This is a genomic window from Halomonas sp. TD01 (assembly GCF_923868895.1).
Lineage (GTDB): Bacteria > Pseudomonadota > Gammaproteobacteria > Pseudomonadales > Halomonadaceae > Vreelandella.
Genome location: NZ_OV350343.1, coordinates 764,223 through 777,833, shown reverse-complemented (window position 1 = coordinate 777,833; position 13,611 = coordinate 764,223). Strand labels below are relative to the sequence as shown.

General features: G+C 55.1%; 9 protein-coding genes. 8 read left to right on the top strand and 1 reads right to left on the bottom strand.

Going from position 1 to position 13,611, the window contains the following annotated elements:
* The first annotated feature begins 3 nt into the window (after positions 1-3).
* Complete coding sequence (gene fdhF / locus L1X57_RS03610; RefSeq protein ID WP_009724038.1) at positions 4-2,838, top strand: formate dehydrogenase subunit alpha; 2,835 nt, start codon at positions 4-6, stop codon at positions 2,836-2,838.
* A 65-nt stretch (positions 2,839-2,903) separates the two neighbouring features.
* Here the strand turns inward: fdhF and L1X57_RS03605 are convergent, their stop codons facing one another.
* Positions 2,904-4,190: an aromatic ring-hydroxylating oxygenase subunit alpha gene (locus L1X57_RS03605; RefSeq protein ID WP_009724039.1), complete on the bottom strand. Its 1,287-nt coding sequence runs from the start codon at positions 4,188-4,190 to the stop codon at positions 2,904-2,906.
* 362 nt (positions 4,191-4,552) lie between these two features.
* Between L1X57_RS03605 and L1X57_RS03600 the strand changes: the two genes are divergently transcribed.
* The 7 genes from L1X57_RS03600 (at position 4,553) to purU (ending at position 13,515) form a co-directional block, all read left to right on the top strand.
* Positions 4,553-5,659, top strand: a complete 1,107-nt coding sequence (locus L1X57_RS03600; protein ID WP_009724041.1) for a hybrid-cluster NAD(P)-dependent oxidoreductase — start codon at positions 4,553-4,555, stop codon at positions 5,657-5,659.
* 273 nt (positions 5,660-5,932) lie between these two features.
* Positions 5,933-7,246 (top strand): serine hydroxymethyltransferase, encoded by a 1,314-nt coding sequence (gene glyA / locus L1X57_RS03595; protein ID WP_009724042.1) that lies wholly within the window; start codon positions 5,933-5,935, stop codon positions 7,244-7,246.
* Between the two features lie 47 nt (positions 7,247-7,293).
* Positions 7,294-8,544, top strand: a complete 1,251-nt coding sequence (locus tag L1X57_RS03590; RefSeq protein WP_009724043.1) for a sarcosine oxidase subunit beta family protein — start codon at positions 7,294-7,296, stop codon at positions 8,542-8,544.
* Between the two features lie 25 nt (positions 8,545-8,569).
* A complete protein-coding gene (locus L1X57_RS03585) occupies positions 8,570-8,911 on the top strand; it encodes a sarcosine oxidase subunit delta (RefSeq protein ID WP_009724044.1) in 342 nt (113 codons plus the stop codon).
* Positions 8,908-11,958, top strand: coding sequence for a sarcosine oxidase subunit alpha family protein (locus L1X57_RS03580; RefSeq protein ID WP_009724045.1), 3,051 nt, complete (start codon positions 8,908-8,910; stop codon positions 11,956-11,958). The genes L1X57_RS03585 and L1X57_RS03580 overlap by 4 nt, the downstream gene beginning before the upstream one ends.
* Complete coding sequence (locus tag L1X57_RS03575) at positions 11,951-12,586, top strand: sarcosine oxidase subunit gamma (protein WP_009724046.1); 636 nt, start codon at positions 11,951-11,953, stop codon at positions 12,584-12,586. Before L1X57_RS03580 ends, L1X57_RS03575 begins: the two co-directional genes overlap by 8 nt.
* A 62-nt stretch (positions 12,587-12,648) precedes the next feature.
* Positions 12,649-13,515 carry a formyltetrahydrofolate deformylase gene (purU, locus tag L1X57_RS03570; RefSeq protein WP_039869422.1) on the top strand — a complete coding sequence of 289 codons (867 nt, stop codon included), beginning with the start codon at positions 12,649-12,651 and terminating at the stop codon, positions 13,513-13,515.
* Positions 13,516-13,611: the final 96 nt, after the last annotated feature.

Sequence of the window (13,611 nt, the reverse complement as noted above, 5' to 3'; positions counted from 1 at the left end):
AGTATGAGTGAACCGAGCTTAAACCAAAGCTTTACCCTGACCCTGGACGGCGTTGACGTCAGCGCCTACCCCGGTGAAACCCTCTGGCAAGTCGCCAAGCGTGCAGGCGAGACCATTCCGCATCTCTGTTTCAAGGATGCCAGCGGCTACCGCGCCGACGGCAACTGCCGTGCTTGTATGGTGGAAATCGAGGGCGAGCGCACCTTGGCCGCAAGCTGTCTGCGTCAGGCGGCTCCCGGTATGGTGGTTAATAGTGCCAGCTCTGAACGTGCACACACGGCCCGCAAGATGGTCATGGAAATGCTGCTGGTCGACCAGCCTGAGCGCGAAGAGAGCCCCGACAGCTCAAGCCATTTCTGGACCATGGCTGACCAGCTGGCCATTGATGCCACGGCAGTGCGCCGCAAGCTGCCCAAGCGCGAAGAGCGTGAGACAGCTACCGTGCACCATGTGGCGCCTAGGGCGGGTAGCCTGGAGCAAGACAGCAGCCACTCTGCCATGCGCGTTAACCTTGATGCCTGTATTGAGTGCAATCTGTGTGTGCGTGCCTGTCGCGACGTGCAGGTTAACGATGTTATCGGACTGGCTCACCGTGGGGCGGCGTCTAAGATCGTATTTGATTTCGACGACCCCATGGGGGACAGCACCTGTGTTGCTTGCGGCGAGTGTGTTCAAGCCTGCCCCACGGGTGCTTTAATGCCTGCCACCCTAGTGGATGAGCAGGGTCACGGAGACTCTGCTGTGGCTGACCGCAAGGTTGACTCAGTGTGTCCCTACTGCGGGGTTGGCTGTCAGCTTACCTACCATATCAAGGACGATAAGATCCTTTATGTGGAGGGCAGGAACGGCCCTTCGAACGAGAGCCGTCTGTGTGTCAAAGGGCGCTTTGGTTATGATTATCCGCGCCATCCATCCCGGCTTGTTACTCCGCTGATCCGTCGCGAGGGTGTCGCAAAGGGAATCGATCCAGACTTCGACCCCGCCAACCCCTTGACGCATTTCCGCGAGGCAAGCTGGGATGAAGCCCTGGAGTTTGCCGCCAGTGGGCTTGTGAACCTAAAAGTGAATCATGGCCCTGACGCCTTGGCTGGTTTTGGCAGCGCCAAGTGCTCCAATGAGGAGGCGTGGCTTTTCCAGAAGCTAGTGCGTACCGGCTTTGGTTCCAACCATGTGGATCACTGTACGCGCTTGTGTCACGCCAGTTCGGTGGCAGCGCTCATGGAGTGTATCGGCTCCGGTTCGGTAACCGCTTCCTTTATGCAGGCCAGTCAGGCCGATGTAGTGATTCTTACCGGCTGTAACCCCGCGGTAAACCATCCGGTGGCGGCCACCTTCTTTAAACAGGCCGCCAAGCGCGGTACCAAAATAGTGATACTCGACCCCCGTGGTCAGGCGTTGGATGCCTACGCCCATCGCAGCGTTCGCTTTTCACTGGGTACGGATGTGGCGCTGTTTAATGCCATGCTCAATGTAATCATCAGCGAAGAGCTCTATGACACGGCCTATATCACCGAGCATACCGAGGGCTTTGAGGCACTGAAGACACATACGGTGGACATGACCCCCGAAGCGATGAGCGGCCTGTGCGGTGTCGAGCCAGAGACCATCCGCGAGGTGGCGCGGCTCTATGCGACTGCCGAGCGGGCGATGATTTTCTGGGGCATGGGAATTTCTCAACACACCCACGGCACCGACAACGCCCGCTGTTTGATCTCGCTGGCGCTGGCTTGTGGCCAAACCGGGCGTCCTGGCACTGGTTTGCATCCTCTGCGGGGGCAAAACAACGTTCAAGGGGCGTCTGATGCTGGCCTTATTCCCATGGTGATGCCGGACTACCAGCCGGTCAGCGATGCTCAGGTACGCAGTGCTTTCGAAGAGCTGTGGAATACCAAACTGGATCCCACGCCGGGTCTCACCGTGGTGGAAATTATGGATGCTATCGCTGCGGGCACCATTCGCGGCATGTATATCCAGGGGGAAAACCCGGCGATGTCCGATCCAGACCTGGCTCATGCCCGGGCCGCGTTGGCCAAGCTGGAACATCTGGTGGTACAGGATCTTTTTGTCACTGAAACCGCTCAATTCGCCGATGTCATTCTGCCGGCCTCCGCTTGGCCCGAGAAGGACGGCACCGTCACCAACACCAATAGGCAAGTGCAGATGGGGCGTGCGGCCTTGCCGCTACCGGGCCAGGCCAAGCCGGACTGGTGGATCATCCAGGAAATGGCTAAACGCTTCGGCCTGGATTGGAACTACCAGCATCCGCGTGATGTGTTTGCTGAAATGAAGCGCGGCATGGCCTCTCTCGATAATATTTCCTGGGAGCGTTTGGAGCGCGAGCAGTCGGTGACTTACCCTTGCTCAGCGGAGGATGCACCGGGACAAGACGTGGTCTTCAGTGAGGTCTTCCCAACCGTCAGTGGGCGGGCTAAGTTCGCGCCTACGCGGCCACTGCCCCCGGATGAGCCGGTAGATAACGACTATCCGACGGTGCTGACCACTGGCCGTCAGTTAGAGCACTGGCATACCGGATCAATGACCCGTCGCGCCAAAGTGCTCGATGACCTGGAGCCGGAAGCCGTGGCGAGCTTGGCGCCAGCTGAGCTGGTAAGGCTTGGCATGGCGCCGGGTGATGATCTGACAATTGCTACTCGCCGAGGCGCCATTACTCTTAAAGCGAGGGTTGACCCAGGAATGCCAGAGGGGATGGTCTTCGTGCCTTTCTGTTATGGCGAAGCCGCTGCAAATTTACTCACTAACCCAGCGCTGGACCCTTACGGAAAGATTCCAGAGTTCAAGTATGCCGCTTGCCGCCTAAGCCGCTCGGAAGCAACTTAGTAGCCAAAAAAACTGGCCCGCATAAGCGGGCCAGTTAGTTGTATATCGTGTGTTGAACGATATCGCTAGCCTTGGGCTAGCTGTAGTGCGGGAGCCTCGTGGCCTAGATTCTCAAGCATACGGGCGGCGTACCAATCGACAAAATCGATAACACCGAATTCATAGGTTTCGGAATAAGGCCCAGGCTGATAAGCCTTTGAGTTGATGCCGCGCTGGTTCTCTTCGGCGAGCTGGCGATCCTGGTCGTTGGTGGCATCCCATACTCGGCGAAGCTGTTCGGGGTCGTAGTCGACGCCTTCCACGGCATCCTTGTGAACCAGCCACTTGGTCGTCACCACGGTTTGCTGCGGACCAATTGGCAACACGCGAAATACCACCGCGTGATCGCCCATGAAATGGTTCCATGAGTTGGGCAGGTGAAGGATACGCAGTGAGCCCATGTCGGGGCTTGATAAACGCCCCATCAGTTTCTTGCTGCCGGGCTTACCATCCATTGTCATGGAGACAATGCCATCCAGCAGTGGCGTACGCGTCAGGCGGTTGCGTTTACCAAACCGCTTTAACTGGTAGGGCACCTGTTCGGCATCCCAATCTGCTTGTTTACGTGCCACCAGCGCTTTATAAGCGGGTGTTGCGCGGGGGTCGTCGGTATCATCAAACTCCTGCAACGAATTAAGCAGTTCAGGGTGCGCGCCGTTACAGTGGTAGCACTCGCGGTTGTTTTCGATGACCAGCTTCCAGTTGGCTTGCTCGACAATGCTGGATTCGGTGGCAACCTTGACGTTATCCATTTGATACGGTTCAAGATAATGCTCAAGCGTTGCTAGAAAATCGTCTATGGCGGGTGGCTCATCGCTTAGATTGATAAAGATGAAGCCGCCAGCCGTTTGGACGTTGACTGGCTTGAGGCCAAACTGGTTGAGGTCGAAGTCAGTGCCCATGTCGCTACCGGCAAACAGCAATCGGCCATCAAGCTCGTAAGTCCACTGATGATACGGGCAGACGAGTTTTGCCACCTTGCCCTTATCTTTTACGCATAGACGCGAACCGCGATGGCGGCACACATTGTGAAACGCATGAATAACGCCTTCACTACCGCGCACAATAACGATGGGGTTGTCGCCAATATCCAAGGTGATGAAGTTACCCTTGGTGGGGATCTCGCATGTCATACCTGCGAACAACCATTCTTTTTCGAAAACCTCCTGCATATCAAGAGCAAACAGGCGGGCATCGTTATAAAACGGTTGCGGAAGTGAAAAGGTGCGCGCCCTTTCCTGCAGCATTTGGGCCGTTGACTCACGAGCCGCAGCCAGTGGGTCATCCATCCTATTAGAAACACTTTTTTCCATACCAGTATCCTCGTAAACCTCCGCTTTCCCCTCAAGGACTGCGTGGCGGCCGTTAGTCAAGATTGCTTATCTTGTTGTTCTGTTGCGTAACCTGGCGTTTTATTCGAGCGGGCCTGATGTCAGTGTCCGATTGTGTTGCAGGCACATCCTTGCCAGTTATCTGCCCGCGACATCAGGTGGCGTAGCGGCGACTAAAGAAGAGGTTTCTAAGCAATAAAGAGTGGCACGAGGTAAGTGCGCGTCGTTGTCAGGTAAGTCAGTTAATAAGAGCGTCCCCAAAATGCACATCAACGGTGCTGGGCTGTATAGCGCATACGGTTCGGTGATGCATAGCGATGAAGGCTGGTCAGGCAGAGGCGATAATGACAACTAATTTCTTTAACCCGGTCACGACCCAAACCTGGACTAACGGCCGCCACCAGGTACGTTGCGTTAAGGTGATCCAAGAAACCCAAGATGTACGCACGTTCTGTTTTATGGCGGAGCAACCCGTACTGTTCTTCTTCAAGCCTGGCCAGTTTGTGACCCTTGAGCTTGAGATCGATAATCAGCCGATCATGCGCTCCTATACAATCTCAAGCTCACCCTCTATTCCTTACAGCTTTTCGATCACTGTTAAGCAGGTGCCGGGAGGCAAGGTGTCCAATTGGCTGCATGCCAATTTAAAAGTGGGCGATGAGCTGGTGGTGCATGGGCCGGTCGGTAACTTTAACTCGATCGACTTTCCCGCCGAGAAAGTGCTGTTTCTTTCTGGCGGTGTTGGTATTACCCCTTTAATGTCCATGACACGTTGGCTTTTTGATACTAACGCCGCTGTTGATGTTGAATTTATACATAGTGCTAGAGCTCCTCGCGATGTCATTTATCATCGTGAATTGGTGCATATGTTTTCGCGTATCCCCGAATTCAAACTGCATATTATCTGTGAGAGTAAAGAAGATATTGGAGAGGCGTGGGCTGGTTATCGGGGTTATCTCACCGAGCCGTTATTCGAATTAATGGTGCCGGACTTTATGGAGAGGGAGATCTTTTGTTGCGGCCCGACTCCCTATATGAACGCCATTAAGCGTATTTTGCAGCACCATAACTTTGATATGAGTCATTATCACGAAGAGTCGTTTGGTGCCACGCCTGTCGACGTTCGTGATGATGTGCGTGAGCTGGCCGAGCAAGCAGAAGTCGATGCTGAAAATATTGATAGCAATGACTTGCACAGCATTGAGTTCGCATCGACCGGCAAAAGTGTGCGAATTCAGCCTAGCGAAACGGTGCATGCAGCCGCGGCGAAGTTGGGTCTGCATATCCCCAAAGCATGTGGTATGGGGATATGCGGTACTTGCCGCGTAGAGCTCAAGTCGGGAGAGGTGGATATGGAGCATAACGGGGGCATTACGGATGAGGATGTCGCAGAGGGCTACATTCTATCTTGCTGTAGTCGTCCTAAAGGGGATCTCGTCGTCGATTTTTAGCACAGTCATTTTTTAATACTTCAGTAAAGCGCCCTTTATGGCTTTTGCCGTTTAGGGCGCTTTTTTATGAGTCATCATCAAGGGGCTATTTGCGAAGCCTGGCTAATTGATGTCGATGTCGCAAATACATCGAGTGGTGACGTCAACAAGTATCTTGGGCTAGGAAACCAACGATAGTATCGCGGTAAGAAAACGTTGATAGGAACCTTGGATTATCAGCGTTAAAGAGAATGCCCAGCACTTAATAAAAAAGTCACTCATCAGGAGGCGATAATGCTTCAAAATAATTTTTCCCCCAAAGCACGTTTGGCCAGTTACGACAGTTTGCTTGCAGAAGCAATTGCTGAAGAAACGGTACGCCAAGAAGCGCATATTGAACTGATCGCCTCCGAAAATTACACCAGTCAACTTGTTATGGAAGCGCAGGGTACCCAACTGACTAACAAGTATGCGGAAGGCTACCCAGGCCGTCGCTACTACGGTGGCTGTGAGTTCGTCGACAAGGTTGAAGCCTTAGCCATTGAGCGCGCTTGCAACTTATTTAGTGCCAATTATGCCAATGTGCAGCCGCATTCCGGTGCCCAGGCAAATGCCGCTGTGTTTATGGCACTGGTCAAACCTGGCGATACGATTCTAGGTATGAGCCTTGCCCACGGCGGCCATTTAACCCACGGCGCCGCTCCTAACTTCTCGGGCAAACACTACAATGCCGTTCAATACGGTCTCACGCCGGAAACCGGTGAGATCGATTACGAAGAAGTTGAGCGTTTGGCCCGCGAGCATCAGCCGAAAATGATCATCGCCGGTTTCTCTGCCTACTCTCGCGTGGTGGATTGGCGTCGTTTCCGCACTATTGCTGATGAAGTGGGTGCTTACTTAATGGTCGACATGGCCCACGTTGCAGGTTTGGTGGCAGCTAACCTTTATCCAAGCCCGCTGCCTCATGCCCACGTCGTCACCACCACCACCCATAAAACGCTGCGTGGCCCCCGCGGCGGCCTGATTCTGTCTGCGGATGGCGACGAGGCGCTCTACAAAAAGCTTAATGGTGCAGTCTTCCCAGGCCAGCAAGGTGGCCCATTGATGCATGTTATCGCGGCGAAAGCGGTGGCGTTCAAGGAAGCCATGAGCCAGGAGTTTGTGCGTTACCAGCAGCAGGTGATTGACAACGCCCAAGCCATGGCCAGCGTATTCATGGAGCGCGGCTATGATGTCGTGTCGGGTGGTACCGAAGATCATCTTTTCTTGGTCTCGCTTATCCAGCAGGGCGTCACGGGTAAGGATGCGGATGCCGCATTGGGCCGCGCGCATATCACCGTTAATAAGAATACGGTGCCCAACGACCCCCAGAGCCCCTTCGTGACATCGGGTCTACGTATTGGTACCCCCGCGGTTACCACGCGTGGCTTCAATGCCCAAGAGTGTGGCGAACTAGCTGGCTGGATTTGCGACATCCTAGACGTATTAGCTGCTGGGAGTGATACCGCTGCCATCGAGGCTGAGGTGCTGGCTAAAGTGAGTGACGTGTGTGCCCGGCACCCTGTCTATGCTGAAGCTGTCGCTGAAGCCGTCGAATCTATTGCTTGAATCGGCTTGCCGGCAAGGCCCGGCGCGGCTGAACTAAGGAGACCATTATGCAACGCTATTCCGGCTTCGGCCTGGTCAAGCACGCGCTGAGCCACCATGAAAACTGGGAGCGCCAATGGCGCAATCCCACGCCTAAGAAGCAGTACGATGTGATCATCGTCGGTGGTGGTGGCCACGGTTTGGCCACGGCTTATTACTTGGCCAAAGAGTTCGGTGTCAAGAATGTCGCGGTGATCGAGAAGGGCTGGTTGGGCGGTGGTAATACCGCCCGTAATACGACCATTGTGCGTTCGAACTACTTATGGGACGAATCGGCTGCCCTTTACGAACATGCCATGAAGCTGTGGGAAGGACTTTCTCAAGACCTTAACTACAACGTCATGTTCTCCCAGCGTGGGGTGCTCAACCTGGGGCATACCTTGCAGGATATGCGCGATATCCAGCGCCGTGTTAATGCGAATCGCCTAAACGGCATTGACGGCGAAGTGCTGGACACCAAGGGTGTGCAGGCACTGGTGCCGATCATGGACTGCTCCAAGAACGCTCGCTACCCGGTGATGGGCGCTTCCTGGCAGCCGCGTGCTGGGGTGGCGCGTCACGACGCTGTGGCCTGGGGCTATGCGCGCGGTGCTGATGCTCACGGGGTGGATATTCTCCAGCAGACCGAAGTTACTGGCTTCAAAATCCGTGACGGTAGGATCTACGGTGTGCACACCAACCGTGGCGATATCGAGGCTAAGACAGTGGGCTGTGTGGCTGCCGGTAATTCTGGCGTGTTGGCCAGCATGGGCGGCTTTCAGTTGCCCCTGGAATCCCACCCGCTACAAGCCCTGGTCTCCGAGCCGATTAAACCGATTCTCGATACCGTGGTGATGTCTAATCACGTGCATGGCTATATCAGTCAGTCTGATAAAGGCGACCTAGTCATCGGTGCTGGCATTGACGGCTATAACGGCTATGGCCAGCGGGGTAGCTATCCTACCGTGGAACACACCCTTCAGGCGATCGTCGAGATGTTCCCGATCTTCTCTCGGGTGCGTATGAACCGTCAGTGGGGCGGTATTGTAGATACCTGTCCGGATGCCTGTCCGATTATCTCTAAAACACCGGTGAAGGGGTTGTTCTTCAACTGTGGTTGGGGCACGGGTGGCTTCAAAGCTACCCCAGGATCGGGTCACGTGTTCGCCGCCAGCTTGGCTAAGGGTGAGATGCACCCCATCGCTGAGCCGTTCTCCATGTTCCGCTTCCATAGCGGTGCGCTGATTGATGAGCACGGCGCTGCCGGCGTGGCCCACTAGGGTAAATACGAGAGGAGTATCCGTCATGTTTTATATCTACTGCCCCTACTGCGGCGAGCACCGTGAGGAAGAGGAGTTTCACCCCAAGGGCCAAGCGCATATTGAGCGTCCCAAAGAGCCCGAGGCGTGTAGTGATGAAGAGTGGGGTAACTATCTTTTCTTCCGCAACAATCCCAGAGGTGTGCATCACGAAATGTGGGTGCATGCGGTGGGTTGCCGTAAGTTCTTCAACGTGACGCGCCACACGGTGAGCTACGAAATTCTCGAGACCTACAAAATAGGCGAGCAGCCGACGATTACCGCCGACAGCCAAAGGCAGCCTCGCGAGGCTGCAGCGGTAAGCCATCAAGAAGGAGTGCGGGCATGAGCCAGTCCAAGCAACAAGTGTTCCGCCTAAAGACAGGCGGCCGAATCGATCGCTCTCGCACGTTGAGCTTTACCTTTAACGGTCAGCGTTACCAAGGGCACTCTGGAGATACCCTGGCTTCGGCGCTGCTGGCTAACGGTGTGGATATCGTTAACCGCAGCTTTAAGTATTCCCGCCCCAGAGGCATCGTCGCCGCAGGCGCTGAAGAGCCCAATGCCATTGTTCAATTAGGCAGTACCGAAGCGGCACAGGTGCCCAATGTTCGCGCTACCCAGCAAGCGCTGTTTGACGGATTAGCCGCCTGTAGCACCAACGGTTGGCCTAATGTACAGCGTGACTTGATGGGCTTGATAGGCAAGTTAGGTGGGCAATTTATGCCGCCGGGCTTCTACTACAAGACGTTTATGGCACCGGCATCGATGTGGCTGACCTACGAAAAGTACATTCGTAAGGCGGCAGGTCTGGGCCGCAGCCCTATGGAAGCCGATCCAGACAGCTATGACCACCTTCATCAACACTGCGATGTGCTGGTCGTTGGCGCTGGCGCTGCTGGCTTGTCTGCAGCATTGGCTGCTGCCCGTGGCGGTGCGCGGGTGATCGTTGCCGATGAGCAAGAAGAGATGGGCGGCTCACTGTTGGGTAGCCGCGAAACTCTGGATGGCAAGTCGGCAGACCAGTGGGTTGCTCGAGTGCTTGAAGAGCTAGCCGGATGTGAGAACGTCACACTGCTGCCACGCACCACGGCTAACGGCTATCACGATCACAATTTTGTGACACTGCACGAGCGGCGTACTGAGCATCTGGGCGAAACGGCGCCTGTCGTCAATGGCCGCCGACCGGTACGTTCCCGTATGCATCGAGTTCGCGCTGGTCAGGTGATCCTAGCCACAGGCGCTCACGAGCGACCATTGGTGTATGCGGGAAATGACGTTCCAGGCAACCTATTGGCAAGCGCTGTTTCTACCTACATTCGACGCTATGGTGTCGTGCCAGGTCGCCAACTGGTGCTCTCCACCAGCAACGACGATGGCTATCGCGCCGCCTTAGACTGGAAGGAAGCAGGCTGCGAGGTGGTGGCGGTTGTTGATGCCCGCGAAGCGCCTGCAGGGGATTGGGTCGATGCCGCCCGCGCCCAAGGTATCAAGATCATCACCGGCAGTGCCGTTATCGAGGCGAAAGGCAGCAACCGAGTCACTGCCGCACGGGTGGCCAAGATCGATATTGGCGCTTACCGAGTGAGTGGCCCGATTCAGGAGTTGGCCTGCGACACTATTGCTAGCTCAGGTGGTTATAGCCCGGTCATTCACTTGGCTTCTCATACCGGCGCGCGGCCTACTTGGCGTGACGATATCCTCGGCTTTGTGCCAGGGCTAGTGAAGGGCGTTCATGCCTGCGGTGGCGCTAATGGTACCTATGCGTTGGGAGACGTACTTGCCGAGGGTGTTGAGGCTGGCATTAAAGCAGCCGCAGCCACAGGCCACGCGGCTCAGCCGGTTAACCTGCCTAGCGTCGAACGTCTCCAGCAGGGACCAGCGGTGGCACTTTTCCAGGTTCCCCATGAGAAGCCCACGCTGCGCGGGCCAAAGCAATTCGTCGACCTGCAGAACGACGTCACCGCAGCGGGCATCGAACTGGCTACCCGGGAAGGCTTTGAGTCCATCGAGCATATTAAGCGCTATACCGCGATGGGTTTCGGTACCGACCAAGGCAAGTTGGGCAATATTAATGGTATGGCCATTGCAGCTCGCTGCCTGAATCGCTCCATCCCCGAGGTGGGCACCACGGTGTTTCGGCCTAATTATACGCCGGTGACTTTTGGCGCCATCGTCGGTCGTCACTGCCGTGATCTGTTCGATCCTGAGCGCTATACCGCTCTTCATCAGTGGCACGTTGAGCGCGGCGCCGAGTTTGAGGATGTCGGCCAGTGGAAGCGTCCCTGGTACTACCCACAGAAGGTGAATGGCACGACCGAGACTATGCACGAGGCGGTAGCCCGCGAATGTTTAGCGGTGCGCGAGAAAGTGGGTATTCTCGATGCTTCGACGCTTGGCAAGATCGACATTCAAGGGCCGGATGCGCGTGAATTCTTGGCGCGTATCTATACCAATAAGTGGGAGAAGTTGGCAGTTGGTAAGTGCCGTTATGGCTTGATGTGCAAAGATGATGGCATGGTCACTGATGACGGTGTGACCAGCTGTCTTGCTGAAAATCACTTTTTGATGACCACCACCACCGGTGGCGCAGCAGCGATATTGGAATGGTTGGAGTTATGGCATCAGACCGAGTGGCCAGAACTGGATGTCTACTTCTCTTCAGTGACTGACCACTGGGCCACCATGACGATCACTGGCCCCGAAGCGCGCAAGCTGCTGGCTGAGATGACAGATATCGATCTCGACCGCGATAGCTTTAAGTTTATGGAGTGGCGTGCGGGGAAAGTGGCCGGGGTGCCTGCGCGAGTCTATCGAATCTCCTTTACAGGTGAGTTGACCTTTGAGATTAACGTTCAAGCCAACTACGCCATGCACGTGTGGCAGACCCTTTTCAAGCATGGCGAGAAGTATGGCTTAACGCCCTATGGCACAGAGACCATGCACGTCCTGCGTGCTGAAAAAGGCTTTATTATCGTTGGCCAGGAAACCGACGGCTCCGTGACGCCGGAAGACCTGGGCATGCAGTGGTGCGTAGGTTACGACAAGCCTTTCTCATGGATTGGCAAGCGAGCCCTGACGCGAACGGATACCAAGCGTGAAAACCGCAAGCAGCTGGTAGGTCTGAGGCCCAAAGATCCAACGGTGGTGCTGGAGGAGGGGGCCCAGATTGTGTTTGATCCTAAGCATGCGATCCCGATGCCCATGGTGGGGCATGTGACCTCAAGCTACTACAGCCCAATTCTGGACTCTGGATTTGCTTTAGCGGTGGTGAAAGGCGGCCTCAAGAAAATGGGCGAAACCGTCTATCTGCCCATGGCAGACGGCCAAGTTCACGAAGCGGAAATCGTCAGCACCATTTTTTATGATCCCAAGGGAGAGCGCCAAAATGTCTAATGCGGCCACTTTCGATACCCGTACTGATACCGCTATCCCGGTAGAGTCTCCGTTAGCCTTTAGCTACCGTCATAGTGGCGCTCCTCGTGCTGGTAGTTCAAGTCGGGTTCAGCTACGCGAGCGGGCAATGCTTGGGCATCTGATCTTACGAGGCGGTGCCATCGTTCTCGACGAAGCGGTGCGCGACGTGCTGGGGATTAACTTGCCTGGCAAGCCCCAGGCTCTTGTGCAAGATGCCAGCGGCGAACGTTCTATTCAGTGGCTTTCCCCTGACGAGTGGCTGGTGATTGTGCCTGGCGGTGAGGAGTTCCCGCTAGAGACGCAGCTGCGGGAGCGTTTGGGGGATTCCCATTACGCCATCAGCGATGTCAGCGGTGGGCAGACGGTGTTAGAGATTACCGGTGAGGCGGCCCGCGAGCTGTTAATGAAAGCGGTGATCTACGACGTGCATCCCCGCCACTTTCCCGTGGGCAAAGGCGTTACTACCGTTTTCGCCAAGGCCACGACCATCCTTCGTCGACCCAGTGAAGAGCGTTGGGAGTTAGTCGTGCGGCGCAGTTTTGCCGACTACTGCTACCGCTGGCTACTGGATGCAGCAGCAGAGTATGGCGTGAACGTAGAACAATAAGCAGGCAGGCCGAAACGCTGTTTTGGCCGCTATCTTCTGCCGCTAACAGAGATACATGCATTATGAGCCGAATGAGTGATACCTGGATACTTGCCGCCCAATGCCAAAGCCTTTTGGGAACGGTGGACGTCGTCACGCGCTTTTTAAAAGAGCAGCAGTGCTATATCACTGAACTTAACTCTTTCGATGATCGGCTTGGTGGGCGCTTTTTTATTCGCGCTGAGTTTCGACCAGAGCGAGATGAGTTCCATGAAGAGCGCTTTCACGCTGATTTTGCAGCGCGAGCAAGCGAATTCGACATGCAGTTTGAGCTGACGCCTCCCGGAAAGCGAACGGGAACGGTGATCCTCGTATCGAAAGCTGATCACTGCTTAAATGATCTTCTCTATCGTTATCGCACTGGGCAACTGCCCATTGATATTAAGGCAGTGATTTCAAACCACCCTGACTTGGAGTCGTTGGCGACATGGCACGGCTTGCCATATCACTACCTACCCATCAGCCCTGAGACTAAGTTGGAGCAGGAAGCGCAGGTGCGCAAAATCATTGCGGATACTGACGCTGAGCTGGTGGTGCTGGCAAGGTATATGCAGGTACTTTCCCCCTCAATGTGTGAACTATTAGCCGGACGAGCCATCAACATTCATCACTCTCTCCTACCCGGTTTTAAAGGCGCTAAGCCTTACCATCAGGCGTACGAAAAAGGGGTCAAGCTGGTGGGTGCAACGGCGCATTATATTAATAATGACCTTGATGAAGGGCCAATTATTGCTCAAGGGGTCGAGCCCGTCGACCATGCTCATTACCCTGAGGATCTGGTTGCTAAAGGACGTGATATTGAGTGTCTCACCCTGGCTAGGGCGATTAGTTACCACTTAGAACGTCGTGTGTTCTTTTATTCAGGCCGCACGGTGGTTTTTGGTAACTAATGTTTTTTAACTGATTCTGCTGTTAATAAACGCAAATAGTTTGAGCGCGTTTTTATAGTTGGGTTGCTGTCGCTGCTAAGCTTTTGCCAGAGTGAT